A 22,272-nucleotide genomic window follows, 5' to 3' on the forward strand; every position below is an offset into this window, starting at 1 on the left:
CAGGATGCAGGCCGCCAAGGCAGCGTAAGTGGATAATTGTCCAACCTTCGGGGGGCATACCACTCCAGCGTGGGAATGCCTTGGGTGACGCTCCGCGTCACAGATTTGCGCCGCGCCGCAGTTCTCAGGATAGGACGCAGAGCGTCCAGAAAGGCATGCGACGCGGAGCGTCGCACGATAGTGAAACCCCGNGAAACCCCGAAAAAGCGCCACGCACGATAGTGAGGCTGCCCAGCGGACTCTCTAGAAACTCATACTCAGCGCAACATTCATCCCTTGCTGGGTCACGTCGTCGTTCTTGCGCCAGTTGTAGTTGCCGCGCAGTGTCAGGTCTTGAGTCAGCTTCTGGCTGACGCCCAGCGTTGCCCGATTCAGGTCGCGTTGCGGTGTGTAACCTTCCAGCGTGAAACCCACTGACTGGACGCTGTTGAGCGCCATGGTCACGTTCTGCTGATCGGTCTCGAACTCCCGTTCATGGGCAACTTCTCCCCATACCTGTGTGCTCGGTGTCACCTGGAACTTGCCCTGCACACCCACGCCTGCACGCCGCGACTTGCGGGTCTGGTCGCTGAAGGTCAGTGCCGTCGAGCGATCACCTTTTTCCGAGTAGCCATCAACATCGATGTGCGCGTAGTCGGCGCTGACAAAAGGCGACAGATGCCAGCGGCTGGAAGCCCCCGCGATGTCGAAGCCGACTCGACCGCTGGCCGCCCACATCTCACCGTCGGTATCGCCTTTTTCCTGACCCTCGCTGACCCCCAGTGCGAAGTTGCGCTCGGCATTTTCGTAGTCCAGCTTGCCGCCTGAAACCGCCAGATCACCCCACCAATGGTTGGCCTGATACTGCAGAAACGCGGTGGCGATGTAGCTGTTGAGTTTGTAGTCCGAGTCCCTGGGGCCTGCCTCAAGATTCTGCCGATACGCTCCGGCAACAACGCCAGTGCGCCAGTTTTCGGCAAATCGGTAGCTGCCGCCTATGGTCAGGTTGTAGCCTCTTCCATCAGCATCGGCCGAGCTGTCCTGCGCGTCGAAGTCCATTTTCTGACCACCCGCCGCAAGCACGCTCTGCCACTGGCCGACACCTTGCCAGTTGCCCCAGTCGCTCAGCCACTGCGCGCGAATCTCGTCCTGATGCATCCGCAGCGTGCCATTGGCCATCTCCGGCAACAGGGTTATTTCCCATGGGGCCGAGAGCAACGAATAGGCGTAGTCGGCCAGCAGTCGTTGTCCGGCTTCCGTCGGGTGGACGCGGTCGTTGAAAAACACTCGGCTCGGATTCGGCGTCGCGCTGGACCTGCCGTTGGCTGCGCTTTCTGTGCAGCTGTCGCCACTGAAGCAGGTACTGACCAGGTTCTCGTTGGGATCGAACCCGAAGCGTGCCGGTTCAGCGAGGACTTCATTGATCAGCAATGGAACATTCAGTGGAATGATCTGGGCATTGATCTGCGCCAGTCGGCTGACCAGCTGCTGATTGAAGCCCGTGCTGAGTGCGGAAGTTGCCGAAGCCAGTGGCGAACCGCTCAAGGCTGGCGTTTTACCGATATCCGGCAGCAACCAGACCATGATGTAGCGCGCACCGGCCTGTTGCAGGGCTTGCGCGCTGTCAGCCAGCTGATTGGCGGCTTGCGCTGCGCTGCTGGCACTCACCACGCGACCCTGCAGGAAGTCGTTGCCGCCTCCGGTCAGGTAATAAAGCGCATTGGGGTCGGCGCGAAAACCGTTTGCGGGCAGGTAGCCGGTCCGGCTGCGCAGCAGTGTGCCGGTGTTCGGGTCGACAACGGTGGATTGCGAGTTGATCGACTCAAGAATCTGGTCGGTCCGATAGCCGCCGACTGCCCAGTTATTGCCATCCGGGGCACCCAGCGCAGCATTGACTGGCGACGTGGAGGCCGCCAGATCTCCTGCCGGAACACCGAGCATTCTACCAATCAGCGTCGATGAGTTCAGATTGAACACTTCACCGCTGCCGTCCTGATACGTGGGGCCGACACGATTGGTGAACCTGAGCGTAGAGCCCCTGGGCCCTGCGGCATCCGGAAACTGCCCGGCATCGGCCAGACTGTCACCGAACACCACCATGGTCGAATAGGGCGCGGCAGCAGCGGTGCCGCAGGCAAGCGATAACAGGCAGGCCGCGAAGGGCCAGCGCCTCGATGTCTTGGTCATGAACGGATCCCGATTGTTTTTGTTTTGTACCGGAAACGTAGCAAGATTTTTCATGGCTGCAAAGTTTGATGAACATTATCGAGCTGCGGCGGTGCTTTTTTGACCTCAGGCAGCCCTGTTGGTCACGATGGCGCTCAGATAGTTGGCCAGGTCATGCAGGTACACGAAGGGGTGACCCTGACGACTGCCGCCTGTGCGGCTGACCTTCAAGTCGATGCGTCCTGCGTTGATCTTGCGCAGCAGATTTCTGTCGCTCGACAGGTGCGAAAAATAACGCTCTCTGACGGCGCTCAGCGAAGGGCACGGCGTGGCGAATTCTTTGCGAAGTTGATCCAGTATTTCGTTCATTCCATGACTCCCTGTGGTTTGCATGTGAGGACTCCCGGGATGGGGTGCAGACAAACAATACGATATGTAGCGCTTCGTGACAATACAGTTTGTATTTTAAATACGATTTGTATTGTTCGTCTCACAGGGAATCGATGTACCAGGACACGCGAGCAGTGCCGTTTTCAGGGTTGCGGGTGACGCTGATACCTTCGGCCTCGCTGATCTGATCCATGATGCGCTCCCAGTGAGCCACCGATTCGCCAGGCTCCCTGATCAGCAGGACCTGATGCTCGATCTGCGCCTTGTCACTGGTGATAGCGTCCTGAATGCGCTGTGCCAAGGCCAGGTAAGCGTCATGTTGCGAGGTGTCGGGGAACTGCTTGAGCATGAGTGAACTCCTTTTTACTGTATGTGCATACAGTAATTGAGGGGTGTTTCTCACGCAAGCTACAAATGTTTCCTACACGGACACCTGCCCGGGACGAAACAGTGGCGCATGAAAAAGCCCCGGTTATCGGGGCTTGGACGTGGCATGCCGGGTCAGAGACGCATCGTCATCTGCCTGATGACACCGATCAGTTTGCACTCCTCGGTCACCGCAAGGGTCGGGTAGGCGGGGTTCAGCGGCTTGAGAAAGTAGCGTCCGGCGTCTTCGACCAGTTTTTTGAACGTGGCCTCGTTACTTTCCGGCAGTTTGGCGATCACCAGCTTGCCGGCAGTGGGCTCGATTCCGGTGTCGACCAGAATCAACATGCCTTCAGGAATGCTCTGGCCTGCGGGTGCGGTCATCGAATCGCCACGGACCACCAGCCAGAAGGCTCTGCCCTTGGCTTTATAGTCGCTGATCTCGAAGGTGTCCGAATAGCCGGCAGGGTAGGGCTCGACGGCTTCACTCCAGCCACCGGCCTCTACCCAGCTGATGACCGGATAGCGATAGAAACGCGAGGGCTGCACCGTGGGCTCCACGTTGTGCATGCCGGGCTCGCTGGCCGGAATGGAGGTGGTGAGAATCGGCAGGCCGAGCTCGGTCAGGAACCGATTGATAACCTCGATCTTCGGCTCACGCTTGCCATTCAGCCAATGCCCTACTGCGCCGGGCGTCACGCCCATCCGCTCAGCCATCTCTTCCTGGCTGATCTGCTGGGTTTCCATGACCTGTCTTGCGACTTCATACCATTTTCTGTTCATGCGTCGAATCATACAGGCTGTAGGGTGTTGAGCAATATACATAATGTAATGCTTCGTTGTGTCATAAAAATACAGAATGTATTGTAAGGTCTTGGTTCTGCGCAGCGAAAGACGCTGCGCAGCGTTTCAGAAAGGTCCTACAGGAGAGACACGATGATCGAGAAAATAGAAGCCGTGATGCAGCATTGGGGGGAACAGCGCATGCGCATTGGCCTGGGCGGCGGACTGAGCAGCCCGATGGCCGGGATCATGGAATGGGGCGCGTACATTCCGCGTCGCACACCCGGCTCGCGCGCACTGGTGGGTAATGGCAGCGGCCTGGACTATATAAGCAGCGAAGTCGAGGCGGCTGTGGCGCAGCTTTCGCGCAGCCCTGCAAAGAGCCGCGGGCCTGAACTGGCCCAACTGGCGACATTGCGCTACGTCGAGTCATTGCCGGTGCGCGAGCAGATGCGTCTGGTGGGCATTAATGAAGGCGCAGACCGTACCTATCGCAACTGGATCAACAAGCTTCACCAGCAAGTGCTGGCAATTCTCGCTGAGCGCAGCGCTTCCAGAAGCAACAACGCCGTCGCCAACAAAGCTGCACAGGGCTGAACGAAGACACGGTTTCACGCCGTTTATCCGGGTCGATTGCACAGCTGTGGCCGAACTCGTGTTGAACTCCGGTCAAACTCGACCCACCCCGAAACTGCCCCTTCCCAGCCTTTCCGGAGGGGGGTAAAAAGGTCCCACGATATGCGATTTGCGCCTCAGGGCAGCAGCCGGAAACAGGCTGAACAACAGCCACAACCGGTCACTCGCGACCCATCTCAAACCCCGCCTCGGCGGGGTTTTTCATTGGGTCAGGCACACGGAGGCCAGTGCAAATGTTGAAGGACTTTCGATGCTGGCAGTGCAAGAAGCTGCTGGCCCGCATGGGTGAGTACATAGAGCTCCAGATCAAATGTTCCCGCTGCGGAACGTTGAATCATGTGAAGGCCGCGAGCCTCGAGTTATCGCCGTTGAGCGACAGAGGTACAGCAGCGTCGTTGCTGCCTCGCGGTGCTAACCAGAGGTATTAATCATGTCCAATAGCAGTTCTGCTGTCAGCCAGCTCAAGAATATTCCGCTGGTAGGTATCAACCTGGGTTCAGTGGCTAACGCCGGGCAGATCGTGCCTGGCGAGGCAGGGACTCATTATCAGTGGCCCAATCGTGGAACCATCACTACCTGGGTCAAGAACCGGGGCGTGCGTCTGATCCGTTTCCCGTTCGAACTTCAGCGCGCTATTCAGCTGTCGACTCTGGACGGCTTGCCAGGTCAAGGGGCGAACCTGAATACCGACTTCGTGAAGCGCTGGAAAGAAATGCTTGGCTGGATTCGTGAAGACTCCAATGGCGAGGCCAGAATCATTCCTGATCCGCACCACTACATGCGTTTGCATCGCTACGAAACCGATGCAAACGGGAACCTGACCGGGCGCATTCTTCCTGCCGCGGAGGCCGGTAATCAGAACGGCTGGAAGGCAACCGAGTCGGTATTGATCAAGGATGGGAACGGTGTCAACGGCATTTTCTGGAGCGCCGTTCACCTGGCCAACTTTCACCAGAAGCTGGTCACCGAATGCGACGATCCAATGGTGCTGGGCTGGGGGTTGGGTAACGAGCCGTATTCGAATACTACGGTGGGTGCCAAGGACTACATTACGTTCCCTGCTCTTGAGGCGCTGTACATCAGCACGATGAATACCGTGCTGCAGGCGTTGCGCAACAGCTCGAAAAAGCCGGTGTTCATTTGTGGGCTTGAGTTTGCAAGCGCCAGAAACTGGGCCACCGTCTCTGCCAACCTTCAGTCGAAGATCGTCGACCCGGCCAATGCAATTGTCTGGGAAGCCCATGCTTACGGCGATTACGATAAAAGCTCCAGCGGTGCCTACGCCAATAACAACGACCTGATCTCGCCGACCGTTCTGCGCGATGAAATCGTGGGTCCGTTTCTGACCTATGCCAAGACCAACAAGATGGCCGCATTTATCGGCGAAGCAGGGATTCCGCCAACGGCTGCCGGTCGCACCGCGCTGAAAAACCTGCTCGATAAAGCGAAGGCGGAAAAAGTGCCAGTGACACTGTGGGTCACAGGGCCAGGCACCGATGGCGAAAAGATGAGCCTGGAGGCCAGCAATCAGGCGGAGACCGTCGCACTGGTCACACCGTACTTTGCCGAGCGCATTGCCCTGTGGGGTTATGCACAGGCATGACGGTGCAAGTCATTCCGTTCTGACCCAACAACGGAGCCCCGCATCAAGGGGCTCTTTCCAGTTTATTCAGGCTTTCGATTTTCGAGGGCCTTGAGAGTCCACCACCCTATTACGGAGCACCAATGGACCCAACCGACCCAGGCCCAGGCACAGCTACCTGGCTGGGCGGCACGGGCACAATTCTGCTTGGCGGCTTTCTTTGGCTGCGCAAGTTTCTTTCCAGAGATGCAACAGACCGGGCGATGGACAACGCGGACATCGGTACGGTGCGCCGCCTCAATGAGCTGCTCGACTCCGAGCGCCAGGCGCGCAAGGAAGCCGAAGCGCGGGCTGATCAGTTCGCCAAGGAGCGCAACGAGCTCGCCGCAGCGGTTGGGCGGATGGAGGGCAAGATCGAAGCCCTGACCAGCCACATCGTTCAACTCACCGACAAGGTCACCACGCAAAGCGCCGAAATAGCCCGGCTGCGATCCCAACTCGGAGGTGCAAACGATGCACAGATGCGCAATTGATTTCATCGCTCGCCATTGGTGGCGGCGCCTGGAGGTCTGGCTGATTTCCGTGCTGCTGATCGCTGGCTGCCTGATGCTCGGTTTTCAGGCCGGGCAGTGGTCGGCGAATGCCGAGCATACGCAGCAGCTGGCCGAGGTTCGCAATGCCTACGACGTAGCGCTGGGCAAGCGCGACCGGCGCCTGGACAGGCTGGCCGAAACCACCACCCAGGCGGCAGACAAGGTCGAGAGTGCTGCATCAATTGCCAATCAGGCCGCTCACACGGCCAGCCGTGCTGCAAACAAGGCTGATGAGGCGTTGGGCAAGGCGAACCAGTAGGCGTTTCCCACGCCGCAATCAACCTTCAACACACGCGGAACCCCTCATGAAGATAACCCCGATAGTTGCCCACTTGCAGGCGACCTGCCCGAGCTTTGCCGGGCGAATCAGTGCCGGTATCGACTGGGCGGCGGTCGCCCTCGGTGATCAGCTCGCCCACCCGTCGGCGTACGTGATTGCCACTGGCGATCAGTCCCCCGCCAACGATTTGCAGAACGTTATTCGCCAGAACATCACCGACCGGATTGACGTGGTGGTGGTGCTCGATGGCGGTGATAAGCGCGGGCAGGAAGCCAGTGAGCAACTGCACACCCTGCGCGCTGAGTTGTGGCGAGCGTTGGTGGGCTGGAACCCGGATCGCGATTACGACGCGATGCAGTACACCGGTGGCGCGCTGGTGCAGATCAGCGGCGACCGGGTGACGTATCGCTTCGGGTTTGCAGCGCAGTTTCAACTGGGCCGCAACACCTCCGATCAGCCTGCCGAGACCTGGCATGAAGCGTATCTGGACGGTTTGCCCGGATTTACCGGCGCCACCCTCGAGATGGACTGCGTTGACCCCGCAGATCCGAACCTGAAATCCCCCGGCCCTGATGCCCGTATCGAAGCGAAATTCACAATAGAGGTAACCCCATGACTCAACGCATCACTGTAGTACCGGCCGAGGGCCGCACTGTGCCGGATCCGGAGGCGGGCGATTTGCTGCCCGTCGAAGGTCGGCAGGTGACCTTCAACGCCTGGTGGCAGCGTCGTCAGAACGACGGCGATATCACCCTTCAAACCGAGCAATCCACCACCCATCAAGCCTTCACGGCTTAACCAAGAGGAAGCCAAACAATGGCTATCAGCTTTAACAACATTCCATCCGATGTTCGCGTTCCGCTGTTTTATGCGGAGATGGACAACTCGGCCGCCAACAGCGCGTCGGCCAGCATGCGTCGACTGATCGTTGCGCAGGTCAACGACGATGTGTCCGGCCCCGAACTGGGTTCTCTGGTGCTGGTGCCGAGCGTGGCGCTGGCGAAAAACATCGGCGGTCAGGGCTCCATGCTGGCCTCGATGTATGAAACCTGGCGCAAGGCGGACCCCACCGGCGAAGTCTGGTGCCTGCCGCTGCTCAATACCGAAGGCGCCAAGGCCGGCGCGAAAGTCACCCTCAGCGGGGCGGCGACCGAAGCCGGTTTGCTGAATCTGTATGTCGGCGGCATGCGAGTGCAGGCCACTGTCGTTAACGGCGCAACCGCTGCCCAGGCGGCCACGGCACTGTCGGTGAAAATCAACGCCACACCTGATCTGCCGATCACCGCGGCTGTCGAAGCGGGTGTGCTGACCCTTTCCTGCAAATGGAGCGGGGCAAGCGGCAATGACATCCAGCTGGAATTCAATCGCCAGGGCAAGACCAATGGCGAAGTCATTCCTGCCGGCCTGACGGCGGCAGTCACCGCCATGACTGGTGGCGTAGGTACGCCTGATCAGCTCAAGGCACTGGCTGCGCTGGGCGATGAACCGTCCGAGTTCATCTGCATGCCCTGGACCGACACCGCCACGCTGGATGCCTGGAAAGCGGCAATGGACGACAGCACCGGTCGCTGGAGCTGGGCGCGTCAGTTGTACGGTCACGTTTACAGCGCCAAGCGCGGCACGGTCGGTACGCTGGTGGCCGCAGGTCAACTGCGCAACGATCAGCACATCACCCTGCAGGGTGTCGAAAACGGTGTGCCGCAACCTGTCTGGCTGCAAGCCGCTGCCCTGGCTGCACGCACGGCGGTGTTCATCTCTGCCGACGCCAGCCGTCCCACCCAGAGCGGCACCATGCCTGGCATCGATCCGGCGCCGGCCAGTCAGCGTTTCACCCTGACCGAGCGTGAGTCGCTGTTGCGTTACGGCATCGCCACTGCGTACTACGAAGGCGGTTACGTGCGCATTCAGCGTTCGATCACCACCTACCAGAAGAACGCTTACGGCCAGGCGGACAACTCGTACCTGGACAGTGAAACCATGCACCAATCGGCGTTCATCATCCGTCGTCTGCAAGGCATCATCACCAGCAAGTACGGCCGCCATAAGCTGGCCAACGATGGCACGCGCTTCGGTGCCGGCCAGCCGATCATCACGCCGAGCACCATCCGTGGCGAGTTGATTGCGCAATACGCACGTCTTGAAGAAGAGGGGCATGTGGAGAACGCCGAAACGTTCGCCCAGCGCCTGATTGTCGAGCGTGATAGCAATGACCCAAGCCGCGTGAACGTGATGTTCCCGCCTGACTACATCAACGGCCTGCGCGTGTTCGCGCTGCTCAACCAGTTCCGCTTGCAGTACGACGAAGCGGCATAAGCCTAACCAACCCTTTCAAGCCCGCCTCGTGCGGGTTTTTTCATTCTGGAGATAAACAACATGGGTCAGAAAGTTGCGGGTACCTGCTACATCAAAGTGGATGGCACCCAATTGACTATCAGCGGCGGCGGCGAAGCGCCTCTGATGAACATCAAGCGCGAGACCGTCGTGCCTGGTTACTACAAGGAAACCGAAAAGGCCGCCTGGTTGAAATTCACCGCCGTGCATACCGCGGATCTGCCGCTCAAGCTGCTCACTACCGGTGTGGATATGACCATCACCTGTGAGTTCAAGAACGGCAAGACCTACGTCCTGTCAGGCGCCTACCTGGTCGATGAGCCGAGCAGCAAGGCTGACGACGGCACCATCGAACTGCAATTCGACGGCAATCAGGGGAGCTGGCAATGAGTGAAGTCATCGACCTGGCCAGCCCGATCGAAGCGCACGGCGAAACCCTTTCGCAACTGACCTTCCGGCGCCCTACGGCGCAGGAAGCGCGGGCTATCAAGGCCCTGCCGTACAGGATCGACAAGAACGAGGAGGTTTCTCTCGATCTGGACGTGGCGGCGAAATACATCGCCGTCTGCGTCGGCATCCCGCCCTCGTCGGTCAATCAGATGGATCTGTGCGACATCAACACGCTGAGCTGGAAGGTCGCGAGTTTTTTCATGGCAGCGGCATCAGCAACCTTGAAGGACTGATCGCCGTCGTTTACGACCTCGCGTACTTCTGGAAGACCGATCCCGAACTGATGATGTCCAGGGAGCTGGACGTCATCACCGAATCGATCTTGCAGGCGCAACGCATCAACCAGATCCTGCAGGGGGAGTGATGGCAGACACTATCAGAACGCTGATTACCGGCGTCGACCAGCTGTCTCCAACGCTGGCAACTATCCGCAACAATGTCAAAGGCCTCGAGACCAGTCTGGGGGCCATAGACCTTGGCAAGGCAGTCACGGACAACGCTTTGGCGGGGCCTTTGATTGCCGGGGTGAAGGCAGCGATCGGTTTCGAGACCAGCATGGCCGGCGTGAAACGCTCGGTAAGCTTTGAAACACCGCAGCAGTTCCAGCAGATGGGGTCCGATATTCTGGACCTCAGTGAACGGCTGCCGGAAAGCGCCAATGGCATCGCGGCGATTGTTGCTGCCGGTGCCAAGGCCAATGTACCGCGTGAAGAACTGACCGGGTTTGCCAGCGATGCCGTGAAAATGGGTGTCGCATTCGATCAGACGGCGGCCGAGTCGGGCGACATGATGGCTTCGTGGCGGTCATCGTTTCAGATGACTCAGCCGCAGGTCGCGGCGTTGTCCGAGAAGATCAACGTGCTCGGCGGCAACAACCTGGAAAAGAAAATCGCCACCATGGTCACTGCAATGGGCCCGCTCGGGCCGGTTGCGGGGATGGCCTCCGGGCAACTGGCGGCCATGGGCGCAACCCTGGCCAGCGTCGATGTGCCGGCCGATGTGGCCGCCAGCGGCATGAAGCGTTTCATGCAGTCGTTGACCGAAGGGGGCGCGGCGAAAGCCGGGGCGTTCGAGGCGTTGCAGCTCGACGTCAACCAGCTGACCCAAGGCATGCAGAGTGACCCGTCCGGGACCATTGAAAAGGTTCTGACGGCGGTTTCCAGTGTTGACCCTGGCAAGCAGTCGGATGTCATCACGCAATTGTTCGGCGCGGAATCGCTGGGTGCTATCACGCCACTGCTGGCCAATCTGGATGTGCTCAGGTCCAACCTGGCCAAGGTCGGCGAGGGCGTGCAGAACAGCGGAACTATCGAGAAGGAATTCGCCGACAACTCGCAGACCACGGCCACTGCCATCAAAGAGATGACCAACCGTGTCGATCGTCTGGGCATCAACATCGGCAGTATGTTTCTGCCGGCGATGAACGAAGCAATGGCCGTGATCGGGCCGATGATTTCTCAGGTCGCCGCGCTGGCGGCCGAACACCCTGGCGTGATCAAGGGTGTGGTGGCCGCTGCGATTGCGTTCGGTGTATTGCAAGTTGCGGTCATGACCGCGACGACCGCCATGAGCGTACTTAGCGCAGTGATGGGCCTGTCACCGCTGGCCCTGATCGTGCGTGGCCTGGCGCTGGCGGCAGGTCTTCTGATTGCCAACTGGTCGACCGTCGCGCCTTATTTTCAAGCTGTCTGGGAAGCGATTCGTGGGCCGGCCATGGCGCTTTGGGACGTACTAAAGGCGATATTCGCCTGGACGCCGCTCGGTATGATCGTCGCCAACTGGCAACCGCTGTCCGAGTTCTTTGCTGCGCTTTGGGACGTTATCAAGGCGCTGGCAACCCCGTTTTTCGACTTCCTGCAGACGCTGTTCGCCTGGACGCCGTTGGGCATGGTCGTGGCCAACTGGCAGCCAATCTCCGAGTACTTCGCCGGGCTATGGGAAACCATCAAGGCCGAGGCGCAGCCGTTTACCGATGTGCTGGCAACGCTGTTCAGTCTTTCGCCGCTGGGCATGGTCATCGAGAATTGGCAGCCGATCAAAACCTGGTTCGCAGGTCTGTGGGCGGACATCAAGCCATTCATCGAACCGATCATGAGCTGGTTTGGTGGCGACACTGATAAGACCGTCCTGCAGCAGGCGACGGAGAAGGTCAATCAGTTCGCGGAAGAACAGCGGATACGCAACGCAGGGCCTGGCGGCGGGACCGGTGCATTTCTGGCGGCCGGTGCCGTCGACAACGTTCGCATGAGTCAGCAGTTGCTCAATCAGGCCACTGGCGTGCCGTCGACCAGCCAATTGCTCGGCGTACCCACCCCGCTGGCGCCCGGCAGCCTGTTGTTGCAGCAGGGCGCAGGCGGGGCCGGTCCGCGACTTGAAGGCGAGCTCAACATTCGCTTTGAAAACGCGCCGCCGGGCATGCGTGCCGGGCAAGTGCAAACCAACCAGCCGGGTTTGACGATATCGCCAAACGTCGGTTATCGAACCCTCGGCGCAGGAGCCGGATCATGAGTACATGGCGTGACAGCCTGCTGCCAGCGTCTTTTCGGGGCGTCGGTTTTTTCATTGAAAAAGCCGTCGTCCCGGCAGGCCGCAAGGGGCAGTTGCATGAGTTTCCACAGCGCGACGAGCCTTATTTCGAGTCGCTGGGCAAACAGTCGAAAGTTCATACGCTGACGGGGTTCATTGTCTGTCCCGACTGTTTCGAACAGCGAGACAGACTGCAGCAGGCACTGGAGCAGGAAGGTGCCGGCGAGCTGGTACATCCCTGGCTGGGTCGCGTGCAGGTTCAGGTTGGCGAGTGCGGCGTCACACACAACCTGAACGAAGGCGGACTCGTCCGACTGGACCTGAAATTCTATCCGGCCAACCCGCTCAAGTTTCCCGTGTCGACGCTCAATACGCGACGGCAGTTGCTGGGCGCGTCCGAGAGCCTGCTGGATTCGGCGCTCAGGCGCTATCGCTCGGTGATGGCCACAGTGGACGCGGTACGTATCAACATTCAGGCGCTGCGCAGCGCCCTGTCGGGTGTGTTCGCGACCATTCAGCGGCAGTTCGTACCGTTTATGGCGATCTATTCGGATGTCACCGCGCTGGTGCATTCGCTGGTCAATGCGCCGTTGACGGTCAGCACGCTGTTTACCACGTTCTTTGCCAGTTTCGAAGGGGACAGCCAACGAGCCAGAAGAGCGAGCGGCACCAGCAGTTCCGGCAGCTCGGTCACCGGCAGTTCAGCAAGCGCTTCCGCGAGCGGCAACGGTGGGGCGTCTTCTGTTGAAACGGTCGATTACCGGTCTGTGATTTCCGAGGCCACACAACAGGCAGAGGCGGTGTCCGGTATCAATCTGGTCAGCCAGGGCAGCGGTCGTGATACCAGTGTGACGGCTCAGGCCACTGCCAACCTGGTTCAGGATGCGCTGTTGGTCAAGGTGGCGAGAATCGTCGCGAGCATGCCGATTGCGACGACGGTCACGCCGCTCAACGTGGTGCCCTCGCTTGATCAGCAGGTGACGCAAGCCCTGCAACGCGTGGATGTGCCGGTTGCCGATGACGTCATCGAACTGCGCGACACGCTGAGTTCGGCCATCTGGGAAGCGTCGTTGAAAGCCGATCCCGAACATTACCTGGCGCTCAACACGTTGCGTCAGGCGTTGATCAGGCACCTCAACGCGGTGGCGGCCTCCGGTGTACGTCTGGTGGACATGAAGGTCTCCGAGCCTTTGCCCGCGCTGGTGCTGGCCTATCGCCGATTCGGTGACGCCAGCCGGGCGCAGGAAATGGTGCAGCGCAATCGGCTGGCCCACCCGGGTTTCGTACCGCCAGGCACGCTGAAGATCGCACAGGAGTGACCCATGATCGACCCTAACGTTGTCACCCTGACGGTTGACGAGCACGACTATGCCGGCTGGAAGTCGGTGGAAATCTCTGCCGGGATCGAGCGTCAGGCGCGCAGCTTTGACGTGAGCATTACCTGGCAGTGGCCGGGCACTGAAATCTCGCATCCGATCACGCCCGGCGCAGCGTGCGAAGTACGTATCGGCGGCGAGTTGATTCTGACCGGCTGGGTGTTTGCCGCGCCGATCAGCTATGACGGCAAGCAAATCACGCTAAAGATTTCCGGACGCTCGAAAACCGCCGACCTCATCGACTGCTCGGCCATCAACAGGCCGAGCCAGTGGAAGGAGGTGGGGGTGTTGAAGATCATTGAAGCGCTGGCTGCTCCTTATGGTTTGTCGGTGATCAGCGAAATACCGGAGACCTCGAAGATGGCCGATCACACCATCGAGCCTGCCGAAACCGTGTTCAAGTCCATTGACCGGCTGCTGACCCTGTTCCGGATTTTTTCCACCGATGACGAATACGGCAATGTGGTGCTGGCCAGGCCGGGTAGTCGCGGGCAGAGCGCAGACGCGCTCGAACTCGGCAAGAATGTGTTGAGCGCCGTCATCGCGCGGGACTTTTCCGGGCTTTTTTCCGAATACCGGGTCATTGGTCAACAGACCGGTAATGACCAGACGTTCGGCAAGGAGTCGTCGGAGGTCTCGGCAGAAGTCACGGATGACCGGCATGACGACCCCGCGCATAAAAAGCGTCTTCGCGTACTGGTCGTTCATGAGGATGCGCCGATCACACCGAAGCTCGCCCTGAGTCGCGCCAATTGGGAGCGTGGTCAGCGGGCCGGCAAGGCGCTGCTCACCACCTACAAGGTCCAGGGCTGGCGGCAGTCCAACGGGGCGCTCTGGCGGCACAACACCATGGTCCGGGTGATCGATCCGGTCATCGGTTTCACGAGCCGCAACATGCTGATTTCAGCCGTGACCTACTCGCTGAGCGACCAAGGCACGATCACCACACTGGTGGTCGGTCCGCCTGAAGGTTTCCAGGCCGAGCCAGGTGACCCCAACAAGCGCAGCAAGGTGCAGGTCAATCAGGACGCTTACTCCTGGCTGCTGCCCATCGACGAGGAAACAACCTCATGAGCTTACTCAATCGCATGCTGGTGCGCGGCACGGTAGTGCTCGCCAGGGCCAGCAGCAAAATGCAGGCGCTGCAAATGCGCCTCACCGCCGGAGAGGTCAAGGACGACATGGAGCACTTCGAACCCTATGGCTTCACCAGCAACCCGCTGGCCGGCGCCGAGGGCATCGCCGCCTTCATTGGTGGCGACCGGTCGCACGGTCTGCTGCTGGTAGTGGCCGACCGGCGCTATCGCCTCAAGGGCCTGGAGTCAGGCGAAGTAGCGATCTACACCGACGAGGGCGACAAGATTCACCTCAAGCGCGGCAAGGTCATCGACATTGAAACCGACACCTTGAACATCAAGGCCGCGGTAGCGGTGAACTTCGACACACCGCAGATCACCCAGACCGGAAAGATTGTTTCCAAAGGCGACCAGCTTGCCGCTGGCATCAGTCAGATCAGCCATCTGCACGGCAACGTGCAGGGCGGTAATGGCCAGAGCGGGCCGCCCGTTGGAGGTGCCGGATGATTATCGAAGGCTCTCTGCAAGCGTCCTTGCTGCGCTCGGTGGTCATCAGCCTGTTCACCTGGCGTCGCGCCGAAGCGGACGATCCGTTCGACGATGCCGAACGTTTTGGCTGGTGGGGCGACACCTACCCGGCACAGGCCAATGACCGCATCGGTTCCAGGCTGTGGCTGCTGCGCCGGGTCAGGCTGACTGCCCAGACCCAGCGCGATGCCGAGTTCTATGCCCGCGAAGCGCTTGCCTGGCTGATCGACGACGGTCAGGTCAGCAACATCAACATCCTTACCGAACAGGTTCAGAGCAATCGCCTGAACCTGGGCGTCGAGCTGGTCGTCTCGGACGGTCAGTTCGTGCGTTTCAACCCTTCTGAACAGTGGCAGGTGATTTATGCCGTTTGAAACACCTACGTTACCGGCGCTGATCAACCGAACCCAGGTCGACCTCGCCGACGAAGCGCTGCGTCAGTCCGATGCGCGGGTATTGTCCCGTGCGCACAGCGGCGCGGCCTACGGGCTGTACGGCTATCAGGACTGGATCGCCGACCAGATTCTGCCGGACACAGCCGACGAGGAGACCCTTGAGCGGCAAGCCATCCTGCGTCTGAGGCAGCCACGCAAGGTTGCCCAGGCCGCCACTGGCTCCGTGCGCTTTACCGCTGCTGCCGGTGCGGTGCTGGATGTCGACACGGTTCTGCAATTTAGTGACGGGCGCTTCTATCGAGTGACAAAAGGCGTCACCACGGTTGCAGGCAACAACACAACCACGGTCGAAGCAGTGGATGCAGGCGTGCTCGGTAATGCGGATGCCGGTCTGGCGATGACCGCTGTGCAACCGGTCGAAGGCATCGACAGCACCTTCACCGTCATTGCCGACGGACTTTCCGGCGGTATCGCGCAGGAAAGTATCGAGTCGTTGCGTGCTCGTGTGGTGCGTTCCTATCGGGTCATTCCGCATGGCGGCAATCAGGACGACTACGTGACCTGGGCGCTGGAAGTGCCGGGCGTAACGCGCGCCTGGTGTGTGCGTCGCTTCATGGGGCCGGGCACGGTGGCGGTGTTCTTCATGCGTGATGATGAGGCTGACCCGATTCCTGACGCCGAGCAACTGGCTGCGGTGGCTGCTTACATAGAGCCGCTGCGTCCGGTTACTGCCGATGTATATGTGTTGGCGCCGGTGCAGAAGCCGGTGGTTTACACCATCCGGCTCACACCTGATAGCTCTGCCGTGCGATCAGCGGTCGAGGCTCAGCTGCTGGACCTGCACAACCGTGAGGGCGGACTGGGCGAAACCCTGTTGCTGACGCACATCGCCGAGGCCATCAGCCGCGCGACCGGCGAAACCGATCATGTGCTGATTGCGCCTGTCGCCAATGTAGCCGCAGGCCCTAACCAGTTACTCACGTTCGGGGGCATTCAATGGTCGTCATAAGAACTGCCGAGCACTACGCCGGGCAATTGCAGGCGCTGTTGCCACCCGGGCCTGCGTGGGACCCGGGGCGCGTACCGGAATTGCAGCAGGTCATTACCGGCCTGTCCCGCGAGTTCGCGCGCATCGATGGCCGTGCGTTCGACCTGCTCAACGAGATGGACCCTGCAACCGTCAGTGAATTGGTACCGGACTGGGAGCGGGTCATGAACCTGCCGGACCCATGTCTGGGGCTCAAACCCTTGTTCGCAGACCGACGCTTGTCAGTGCGCCAGCGGCTGGTAGCAACAGGAGGGCAGAACGCAGCGTTCTACATCGACATTGCCGTCAGCCAGGGCTACCCCGACGCCACCGTGACCGAACACCGAACGCCCCGTATGGGGCGTTCGCGTTTTGGCCAAGCGCACTTCGGCACCTGGAGCGCGCAATTCATGTGGACCCTGAACACCGGCGGGCGCCAGCGCCTGGGCCGACGCTTCGGGGCCAGCTACTGGGGCGAGCGGTTCGGGGTGAATCCCGGGCTCGCAATCGAATGTTTGATCCGTCGAGCAGCACCGGCGCACAGCGTCGAATTCGTAAACTTCAACTGAGGAACACAATGTGGATTATCCCAAGAGTGTGCCGGGCGTAGGCTTGGCAAGCGGCAAGTTTGTAGATGAAAACCCGGCGACCGGCATGCCCGGCTCGCTTATTCCCGCGCAGTGGGGTAACTCGATCACGCAGGAAATTTTGAATGCGATGGCGGCCGGTGGTGAGCAGCCTGATGAAACCAGAACAGACCAGCTCGCAACCGCAATTACGCAGATTGGTTCGCAGGTCAGGCAGGCTTATAAAGGTGCAGGATTTGGCTACACGGATTCCGAAACTCTTCTACCCGGAGCGGCGGGGCATTGGCACAGAATCAATGCCGGTGGTATCACGCTGACGTTGCCCTCCAAGGCGAACGTAGTGGTGGGTAAGTCGATAACCTTTCATAACGCATCGCCAGCAGCGGCAACGATCAAGGCCAATGGTGCTGAGGTCATCTCTCTATTCGGTGCCGGCAGCAATACGTTGAAGCTCAATGCGGCGGAGTGGGTAGAGCTTGTTTTTAACCCTGATGCGATCTACATCACCAAGCGCGGCAAAATTACGGAGGTAAAGGAGGTCGACTCTCAAAAAGTGTTCTCTTTCAATACCGATACAGTTTTTACAAGAGACCAGATGGAGTTGCTGCTACTGGATGCTACTGGCGGCAATCGTGCGTTCACACTGCCCTCCTCAAACGCGGCACTAGGCGTCAAAGACGTCATTGTTCGCAGGATAGACAGCAGTGGCAACCGGCTGACCGTTAATGCAAGTGCCGGGGAAAAGATCAGGTTCCATACCCATTTAAATGCTGCGGGTTATTCCTTTCTGGTTCTTATGGGGGCTGGCGACTGGTGGCACCTGCGCAGCGATGGTGCTGGAAGCTGGTGGCCAATAGGGCGATATGACAGCACTCCTTTGGGACGGCCTGTTTTCGAGACAACGACATTGTTCAGCCCAGGAGGATATGGAGCGTTGAACGGTGGGCTTCTCAATCGTGCCGACTGGCCGTGGCTTTGGGATCATGCGCAAAAGTCGGGGATGCTTTACACCGAAGCAGCTCGTACCGGCAAGGAAGGTGGGTGGACCAGTGGCGACGGCGCTCTGACCTTCCGAGGGCCTGAAGGCCGAGGCGAGTTCCTGCGGGTACTGGATGAGTCTCGGGGCGTCGATACGTCGCGTGTCGCCGGTTCTTGGCAGGACGGCACTTGGCTCAGGACGGTGGCTCAGGAGTGGAGCGGGTCAGATGTAGAGACTGGCACCTACCTGCTGGGCAGCGGTCATGCGCAGGCAGATGGGCGCTTGAACTCTACAGGCCCGGGTGGCTTGTTGCCGCCAGGCGCACTGGTCCCGGCTGGCGGTTCGGCCTACCTGGCAGAAACAACATACAACGGCGTTGTGGCGACTGTAATGAGAGACCAGCAACCGATGAATAACTGGATTCGTTTCCGTAGCCGCAACATGGCCTATCCCGGCCGTATCAAACTGATCTGAGGACGTTATGCCTACTTACTTGATAGATGACTCTGGGGCCTTGATAGGGCCTGTTGAATTACCGGTTGTTCCTGGACTGGGCGAGCAAACGCCCAGCAATGCTGTAAGCATGACCGAATTGCTCAGCGAACCGAACACAGGATTTGCCTGGACACTGATAAACGGTGAGCTGCAGCAGGTCATAGATCGCCGTGGCTTGATGTATCGAATAAACGACGGCTCGGTAGAGGAGTGGAGCAGCCTCGGTCTGCCGCCTGAACGGCTTACCGCCAAACAATGGCCCGGCAAGTATTACGTTTGGCGAGAGGGTGAATGGGTTCTTGATACCGAAGCGCAGAAGACCGCTTTGGCGTCCGCCGCTCTGCTGGTTCGTGACCAGCGTTTGCAGGAAGCAGCTACACGTATCGCCCCGTTGCAGTATGCCGAAGAACTGGGAGATGCTACCGAGGCCGAGAAGGCAAGTTTGCTCGAATGGAAACGCTATAGCGTAGAACTGAACCGGATCGAGCAAACCCCGGATTACCCTCTCCAGGTCAAATGGCCTTCACCGCCCTCCGATGCAACTGCCCTGTAAACATGACCGCGAGAGCGGTTTTTTTTGCCCGTTGCCTACTGAACAGCTAGCCCCGGTAGGGCGCGAGTACAGACGAACTGCCCCGCTCTGAGGGGGAGTTGTTTTATTCGCCATTTAATCTCGCTTTTGAACAGGAGAGCTTTATCGGCTCATGGGGTGGGCTAGTCCCGCAAGCCCTTGGGAGGATCAATGCCTCTTGGCCCGCAACAACAACTCAACATCATCCCTGACGCCGGCCCCACCGCCGGCGTTTTAGTTCCTGTCCTTAAACGAAACAGGAGGTCCGCCGACGCCCGCAAGCGTCAATCATTCATTAACCCATACTTTCTCAATAGAAAATCAAAGGTATTCCTATGTACACAGTAATAAGCGCTCGTGATCCACGTTGGTCCGATATGACACACACATACATTAATCTGTGGGTGTTGTTTGCAGAGTTTAAAGACACTTACGGCGAGGTGCCTTTTAGTGCATCTCCCAACGACTCCGCTGCTCATGGAGTCGATCTGTTTAACCGTGCCCTCGCCGGTGAGTTCGGCCCGGTTCTCGAGCCGACCGAGGAGGCGGTCTTGCAGCAGGTGACGAGTCAGCGAAATAACTTGTCAAGTAACGCTACCTATCGAATCCACTCGCTGCTGGACGAACTGGATATTCTTCAAGACGCCATAGCAATGAATCTGGTGACCGAAGAGCAATTGAAATCCGTGCCAGCAATAAACGCTGAGCTGTACGCGTTCCGTCTTTATCGCGTGCGGCTTTCCCTGATTGATACATTGCCAGGTTATCCAAGGAAGTTCGACTGGCCCGTAGCTCCTGCGCAGCCTTTTGTGTATGTGCCACCTTCTGAGTAGTTGGCCATTTGGTAGGGCGAGCGCGAAAACGAATTGCATCCGACGCCGGCTCTGAAGCTGGCGTTACTGTTTTTGCTTTCGATATCGCCGCGACCAGCCGACATGACTGCTGCTAACGACTCAGGTAACGACGCCTCGCAATGATGGGGCGTTTGTTACCCCTAATGCGCGTCGCTTTTGAGTCACGAGAGCTTCGTCGATTGGGGACACTGACGAGCTTCATAAGCAAGGCAGGAGTAACCATGCCTATCAACCAGCAACAACTACTGCAAATCCTCCCCAACGCCGGCCCTAAAGCCGGCGTTTTTGTTCCTGCTCTCAACATCGCCATGACCCGCTACACCATCAACACCCGCCTGCGTATCGCCGCGTTCATCGCCCAGATCGGGCATGAATCCGGGCAGCTTCGTTATGTGCGCGAGCTGGGTAGCGACAGCTATCTGGCCAAGTACGACACCGGGCAGTTGGCGCTGCGTCTGGGCAACACGCCAGAGGCAGATGGCGACGGTCAACTGTACCGAGGGCGCGGGCTGATTCAGGTGACGGGGCGGGCCAACTATGAAGCGTGCGGGGAGGCGCTGGGGCTGGACTTGTTGCGCCAGCCGCAACTGCTTGAACAGCCGGAGCATGCCGCCATGTCGGCAGCGTGGTTCTGGGACCGTGCCAACCTCAACGCGCTGGCAGACAAGGGTGATTTTCTGATGATCACCCGCCGTATCAACGGAGGCACCAATGGCCTGGCAGATCGGCAGGCGCTTTACCAGCGGGCATTGGAGGTGCTGCCGTGAAAGTGCTGGATATGCGATTCCTGATCCTCGCATTCGTGCTGGGGTCAGGGCTGGGTACATGGGCCGCTTGGCAGTGGCAGGCGGCTCACTATGGTCTGCAACTGTCTACGCAAACGCTGGCTTGGCAGCAAGAGCGCGAGCAGGCGGCGCTGGCGGTCGTCGACTGGCAGAACGCTGAACAAGCACGAAGGCGGGCGCTGGAACTCCGTCTGCAAGATAACGATACAACCATTCATAAGGAACTGAGCGATGCACAGACTTCTCAGGCCCGCTTGCGTGATCGTCTGGCTACCGCTGATTTGCGGCTGTCAGTCCTCCTTGCCAGCCCCACCAGTGGCGATGGAATGCCAACCGCCTCCGGTTCCGGCGGCGTGGTTCATGGAAGCTCGCGAGGCGAACTTGACCCAGCGGCTGCTGGACGAATTGTCGCCATCACCGACTACGGCGATCAGGGATTGATCGCTTTGAAGGCCTGCCAGGCCTACGTGCGCGAGATTGCGCACTGATGTTCCCTCCGGCACCCCACCTTTGGCCATCGTGCCCCTGCCTGAAACCAGCCTCCGCAAGGAGGTGCGGCCCTCTTTTCAGCCTTTACAGGCTTTTCAATCGGCGCAGCCCGGTACATTCATATTGCACCGGTCGGTTCGGTACGCTAATGTCCCGAAACGTACCGATGAGACCCCTTCCGTGACGACTGTCAGCAAACTCTTGATGCGCGTTATCAAGGCTAAAGCCCGTTGGCGTTGGCGCGCCTGACTATTTCCTTGTCGGCCCTGCCGGACCCGTACCTGTATGCCTTCGATATGTGATGCCTTTGCCTCTGTCACCCCCAGCGTTGTGGCTGAAGAGGGGACGCATGGGCGAAGTGGAATCCGGAAGGCCTGAATCAAGTCAGTAAATCAAAAGGTTGATAGCAAAATGCTGCTGATGATCGATAACTACGATTCGTTCACCTACAACGTCGTGCAGTACCTCGGTGAGCTGGGGGCCGATGTCAAAGTCATTCGTAACGACGAACTGACCATTGAACAGATCGAGGCCCTGAACCCCGAGCGCATCGTGGTCTCGCCTGGCCCGTGCACACCCAATGAAGCCGGTGTCTCGCTTGAAGTGATCAAACATTTCGCGGGCAAACTGCCGATTCTGGGTGTGTGCCTGGGGCATCAGTCCATCGGACAGGCCTTTGGTGGCGATGTGGTGCGTGCGCGTCAGGTGATGCACGGCAAAACCAGCCCGGTGGTGCATCAGGACGGCGGTGTGTTCGAAGGCCTTAATCATCCACTGGTGGTCACCCGCTACCACTCGCTGGTGGTAAAAAGCGATACCTTGCCCGAGTGCCTGGAAGTGACCGCCTGGACTGCGCTGGAAGACGGCTCGGTTGACGAGATAATGGGCCTGCGTCACAAAACGTTGAACGTGGAAGGGGTACAGTTTCACCCTGAGTCGATTCTGACCGAGCAGGGCCACGAGCTGTTCGCCAACTTTCTCAAGCAGAGCGGCGGCCATCGTCAGGGCTAAGGATTTTTTATGACTAC

27 protein-coding genes are annotated in these 22,272 nt (G+C 59.3%); 23 read left to right on the forward strand and 4 right to left on the reverse strand.

The genetic code is table 11. The features are described 5' to 3' along the window. Positions 1–243: 243 nt before the first annotated feature. From estP to AO277_RS18620, 4 genes are all read right to left on the reverse strand, one after another. Positions 244–2,166, reverse strand: a complete 1,923-nt coding sequence (estP, locus tag AO277_RS18605; RefSeq protein ID WP_044318603.1) for an esterase EstP — start codon at positions 2,164–2,166, stop codon at positions 244–246. A gap of 105 nt (positions 2,167–2,271) precedes the next feature. Next, positions 2,272–2,514 carry a pyocin activator PrtN family protein gene (locus AO277_RS18610; RefSeq protein WP_031597872.1) on the reverse strand — a complete coding sequence of 81 codons (243 nt, stop codon included), beginning with the start codon at positions 2,512–2,514 and terminating at the stop codon, positions 2,272–2,274. A gap of 121 nt (positions 2,515–2,635) precedes the next feature. Further along, complete coding sequence (locus AO277_RS18615; RefSeq protein WP_002551908.1) at positions 2,636–2,884, reverse strand: DUF1654 domain-containing protein; 249 nt, start codon at positions 2,882–2,884, stop codon at positions 2,636–2,638. A gap of 152 nt (positions 2,885–3,036) precedes the next feature. Beyond that, positions 3,037–3,648, reverse strand: coding sequence for a LexA family protein (locus AO277_RS18620; RefSeq protein ID WP_003372744.1), 612 nt, complete (start codon positions 3,646–3,648; stop codon positions 3,037–3,039). Between the two features lie 189 nt (positions 3,649–3,837). On the opposite strand from AO277_RS18620, the gene AO277_RS18625 reads away from it, so the two are divergent. From AO277_RS18625 to AO277_RS18745, 23 genes are all read left to right on the forward strand, one after another. Then, complete coding sequence (locus tag AO277_RS18625; protein WP_004642425.1) at positions 3,838–4,281, forward strand: hypothetical protein; 444 nt, start codon at positions 3,838–3,840, stop codon at positions 4,279–4,281. A 272-nt stretch (positions 4,282–4,553) separates the two neighbouring features. Beyond that, on the forward strand, positions 4,554–4,748 hold the full coding sequence (locus AO277_RS18635) for a Com family DNA-binding transcriptional regulator (RefSeq protein WP_044318602.1): 195 nt from the start codon (positions 4,554–4,556) through the stop codon (positions 4,746–4,748). Positions 4,749–4,750: 2 nt separating this feature from the next. Beyond that, the gene (locus AO277_RS18640; RefSeq protein WP_044318601.1) at positions 4,751–5,923 is read left to right on the forward strand and encodes a cellulase family glycosylhydrolase; all 1,173 of its coding nucleotides are present in this window, start codon (positions 4,751–4,753) and stop codon (positions 5,921–5,923) included. A 122-nt stretch (positions 5,924–6,045) separates the two neighbouring features. Then, on the forward strand, positions 6,046–6,435 hold the full coding sequence (locus tag AO277_RS18645) for a hypothetical protein (RefSeq protein ID WP_044318600.1): 390 nt from the start codon (positions 6,046–6,048) through the stop codon (positions 6,433–6,435). Beyond that, complete coding sequence (locus tag AO277_RS18650) at positions 6,416–6,754, forward strand: lipoprotein (protein WP_044318599.1); 339 nt, start codon at positions 6,416–6,418, stop codon at positions 6,752–6,754. The genes AO277_RS18645 and AO277_RS18650 overlap by 20 nt, the downstream gene beginning before the upstream one ends. Positions 6,755–6,800: 46 nt before the next feature. Then, positions 6,801–7,391 carry a phage tail terminator protein gene (locus AO277_RS18655; RefSeq protein ID WP_044318598.1) on the forward strand — a complete coding sequence of 197 codons (591 nt, stop codon included), beginning with the start codon at positions 6,801–6,803 and terminating at the stop codon, positions 7,389–7,391. Next, positions 7,388–7,573 (forward strand): DUF2635 domain-containing protein, encoded by a 186-nt coding sequence (locus AO277_RS18660; protein ID WP_003422752.1) that lies wholly within the window; start codon positions 7,388–7,390, stop codon positions 7,571–7,573. The genes AO277_RS18655 and AO277_RS18660 overlap by 4 nt, the downstream gene beginning before the upstream one ends. An 18-nt stretch (positions 7,574–7,591) precedes the next feature. Next, positions 7,592–9,088, forward strand: coding sequence for a phage tail sheath subtilisin-like domain-containing protein (locus AO277_RS18665; RefSeq protein ID WP_044318597.1), 1,497 nt, complete (start codon positions 7,592–7,594; stop codon positions 9,086–9,088). A gap of 60 nt (positions 9,089–9,148) precedes the next feature. Further along, complete coding sequence (locus tag AO277_RS18670) at positions 9,149–9,496, forward strand: phage tail tube protein (protein WP_003316279.1); 348 nt, start codon at positions 9,149–9,151, stop codon at positions 9,494–9,496. Then, a complete protein-coding gene (locus tag AO277_RS18675; protein ID WP_044318596.1) occupies positions 9,493–9,789 on the forward strand; it encodes a phage tail assembly protein in 297 nt (98 codons plus the stop codon). Before AO277_RS18670 ends, AO277_RS18675 begins: the two co-directional genes overlap by 4 nt. A gap of 130 nt (positions 9,790–9,919) precedes the next feature. Then, the gene (locus AO277_RS18680; protein WP_044318595.1) at positions 9,920–12,064 is read left to right on the forward strand and encodes a phage tail tape measure protein; all 2,145 of its coding nucleotides are present in this window, start codon (positions 9,920–9,922) and stop codon (positions 12,062–12,064) included. Continuing rightward, positions 12,061–13,401: a DNA circularization protein gene (locus AO277_RS18685; RefSeq protein WP_044318594.1), complete on the forward strand. Its 1,341-nt coding sequence runs from the start codon at positions 12,061–12,063 to the stop codon at positions 13,399–13,401. Before AO277_RS18680 ends, AO277_RS18685 begins: the two co-directional genes overlap by 4 nt. Positions 13,402–13,404: 3 nt before the next feature. Continuing rightward, entirely contained in the window at positions 13,405–14,532 is a 1,128-nt protein-coding gene (locus AO277_RS18690) for a phage baseplate assembly protein (RefSeq protein ID WP_044318593.1), read from the forward strand. Then, on the forward strand, positions 14,529–15,041 hold the full coding sequence (locus AO277_RS18695; RefSeq protein ID WP_002551923.1) for a phage baseplate assembly protein V: 513 nt from the start codon (positions 14,529–14,531) through the stop codon (positions 15,039–15,041). Before AO277_RS18690 ends, AO277_RS18695 begins: the two co-directional genes overlap by 4 nt. Continuing rightward, on the forward strand, positions 15,038–15,436 hold the full coding sequence (locus AO277_RS18700) for a phage GP46 family protein (RefSeq protein ID WP_044318592.1): 399 nt from the start codon (positions 15,038–15,040) through the stop codon (positions 15,434–15,436). Before AO277_RS18695 ends, AO277_RS18700 begins: the two co-directional genes overlap by 4 nt. Beyond that, on the forward strand, positions 15,426–16,466 hold the full coding sequence (locus AO277_RS18705) for a baseplate J/gp47 family protein (RefSeq protein WP_005733289.1): 1,041 nt from the start codon (positions 15,426–15,428) through the stop codon (positions 16,464–16,466). Before AO277_RS18700 ends, AO277_RS18705 begins: the two co-directional genes overlap by 11 nt. Further along, the gene (locus AO277_RS18710; RefSeq protein WP_010216715.1) at positions 16,454–17,053 is read left to right on the forward strand and encodes a YmfQ family protein; all 600 of its coding nucleotides are present in this window, start codon (positions 16,454–16,456) and stop codon (positions 17,051–17,053) included. Before AO277_RS18705 ends, AO277_RS18710 begins: the two co-directional genes overlap by 13 nt. Positions 17,054–17,063: 10 nt before the next feature. Then, the gene (locus AO277_RS18715) at positions 17,064–18,524 is read left to right on the forward strand and encodes a hypothetical protein (RefSeq protein ID WP_044318591.1); all 1,461 of its coding nucleotides are present in this window, start codon (positions 17,064–17,066) and stop codon (positions 18,522–18,524) included. Between the two features lie 7 nt (positions 18,525–18,531). Beyond that, positions 18,532–19,098, forward strand: coding sequence for a tail fiber assembly protein (locus AO277_RS18720; RefSeq protein WP_044318590.1), 567 nt, complete (start codon positions 18,532–18,534; stop codon positions 19,096–19,098). A gap of 353 nt (positions 19,099–19,451) precedes the next feature. Further along, a complete protein-coding gene (locus AO277_RS18725) occupies positions 19,452–19,949 on the forward strand; it encodes a tail fiber assembly protein (RefSeq protein WP_044318589.1) in 498 nt (165 codons plus the stop codon). A gap of 242 nt (positions 19,950–20,191) precedes the next feature. Next, entirely contained in the window at positions 20,192–20,737 is a 546-nt protein-coding gene (locus AO277_RS18730; protein ID WP_005733293.1) for a glycoside hydrolase family 19 protein, read from the forward strand. Next, complete coding sequence (locus AO277_RS18735; protein WP_044318588.1) at positions 20,734–21,243, forward strand: lysis system i-spanin subunit Rz; 510 nt, start codon at positions 20,734–20,736, stop codon at positions 21,241–21,243. The genes AO277_RS18730 and AO277_RS18735 overlap by 4 nt, the downstream gene beginning before the upstream one ends. 412 nt (positions 21,244–21,655) lie before the next feature. Continuing rightward, positions 21,656–22,255 (forward strand): aminodeoxychorismate/anthranilate synthase component II, encoded by a 600-nt coding sequence (locus tag AO277_RS18745; protein WP_002551940.1) that lies wholly within the window; start codon positions 21,656–21,658, stop codon positions 22,253–22,255. Positions 22,256–22,272 lie beyond the last annotated feature (17 nt).

This window comes from Pseudomonas amygdali, assembly GCF_002699855.1.
In the GTDB taxonomy this organism is placed as follows: domain Bacteria; phylum Pseudomonadota; class Gammaproteobacteria; order Pseudomonadales; family Pseudomonadaceae; genus Aquipseudomonas; species Aquipseudomonas amygdali.